We start from the raw sequence: 2,079 nt of genomic DNA on the forward strand, positions 1-2,079 counted from the left end.
TGAAAAAAAGCATCAAATCCACCCTGGCCCAGATGGTCCGGGCCGGCGAAATCATTGCCGTGGGCAAAAGCCACGCCCTGCCCGAAAATCTGCCGCGCCTCATCGGCACCCTGGACGTGCGCCGCTCCGGCGTGGGCTACCTGATTCCCGAGGACCGGACCAAAAAGGACGTCTTCGTCCATCCGTCCCAATTTGGCGACGCCTGGCCCGGCGACAGGGTCGCGGCCGTGATCGTGGCCGAACGCAAAAAGGACGCGCCCGAGGCGCGGGTGGTGGAGGTGCTCGAACGCGGCACGCGGGAGCTGGTCGTGCGCGTCAGCCGGCGCATCCGGCAGGGAGTCTATTTTTGCCATCCCACGGACAGCCGCATGCCTTTTTACTGCGAGGTGGACACCTCAAGCCTCGTCGATCCGGACAAGGGCGACATTTTGACCGTGACCCCCGTGGAAGAACGGGACAACGGCCTGTGGTTTTGCACGGCCCTGCGGCGTCTGGGCGAGGAACGCGATTTGGCCACCCAGGAATTGCTGGTCAAAACCGCCTACGGGATTCCGGAACAATTTCCGGTGGAGGCCGTGCGCGAGGCCGAAAACCTGCCCGACGCCCCCGGCCCGGCGGACTGGGCCGGCCGCGAGGATCTGCGCGGCCTGGCCCTGGTGACCATCGACGGCGAGACAGCCAAGGATTTCGACGACGCCGTGTATGTCGAACGCGTTGGCGGCGGTTTCCGTCTGGTGGTGGCCATCGCCGACGTGGCCCATTACGTGCCCGAAGGTTCGGCCCTGGACCGGGAAGCCGTGGCGCGGGCCAACTCGTATTATTTTCCATTGTCCGTGGAGCCCATGTTCCCCGAGGCCCTGTCCAACGGTCTGTGCAGCCTGCGCCCGGACGTGCCGCGTCTGGCCATGGTCGTGGACACCGTGTATTCCGCCGACGGCGAACCCGGCCAGCCACGGTTCTACAACGCCGTGATCCAAAGCCAGGCCCGGCTGACGTACAACCAGGTCCAGGCTGCCCTGGACGGCACGCCGGACGCGGCCGTCCAACCGCTTCTGCCCATGCTGACCCAGGCCGCGGAACTGGCCCGGATATTCATGCGCCGACGGGAAGGGCGGGATTGCCTGGATTTCGACATTCCCGAAGCCCAGGTCCGCCAACATGACGGCGTCATCGAGGTTCTGGCCGGCGTGCGCCTGTTCAGCCACAGACTGATCGAGGAGTTCATGATCGCGGCCAACGAGCGCGTGGCCGAATATCTGGGCAGCCGGGAGCGGGTCTTCCCGTACCGCATCCATCCCCAGCCCGACGAACGCAAGCAGGACATCTTGCTGCGCACCCTGGCCCACACGGCGTTGGTCGATCGTCTGCCGGCCGAGGCGGACCGGGCCGGGTTGCGGCGCATCGCCGACGCGGCGCGGGGCTCGGAGCTGGAATACCTGGTCAGCCGTCTCATTCTGCGCACCATGATGCAGGCCCAATATTCACCGGACAACGACGGCCATTACGGATTGGCTTCCGAGGCGTACGCCCATTTCACCTCGCCCATCCGACGCTATGCGGATTTATTGGTCCACCGCGCCTTGAAACGCCTGTTGGCCGGTCAGGCCGAGACCATGGACCCGGAACGGTTGCAGGGCATTTGCGACGGCCTCAACGCCTGCGAACGCAAAGCCATGGAGGCCGAGCGGGAGATTCAGAAGCGGGCCGCCATTCTGGCCCTGGAAGACCGCGTCGGCGAAACCATGCGCGCGGTCATTTCCGGAGTGGCGGAATTCGGATTCTGGGTGGAGCTCGTGGCCATGCCCGTGGACGGGCTGGTCCGTCTGGCCACGTTGGATGATTATTACGTCTTCGATCCGGAACGGCAGGATCTACTGGGCCAACGCACCGGCAAAACCTTCCGCCTGGGGCAAAGCCTGGACGTGATTCTGGAGCAGGTCAGTCTGGAGAGGGTCGAAATCAATTTCACCCTGCCCTGAAAGGACTCCCCCGCAAAAACTCATGGTCATGCCACGCATGGCCACAGACCAAAATGGTCCAAAATGGATCGCCGGCGCTGAGTGAAAAATTTCCAGCCTC

The 2,079-nt window shown here is 64.3% G+C and carries 1 protein-coding gene; it reads left to right on the plus strand.

The window, feature by feature from the left end; genetic code table 11:
• Window positions 1-1,979: ribonuclease R (gene rnr, locus EOL86_14110; GenBank protein ID NCD26708.1), on the plus strand; the 1,979-nt coding region annotated here is incomplete at its 5' end.
• Window positions 1,980-2,079 lie beyond the last annotated feature (100 nt).

The sequence above is a fragment of the Deltaproteobacteria bacterium genome (assembly GCA_009930495.1).
GTDB lineage: Bacteria > Desulfobacterota > Desulfovibrionia > Desulfovibrionales > Desulfomicrobiaceae > Desulfomicrobium.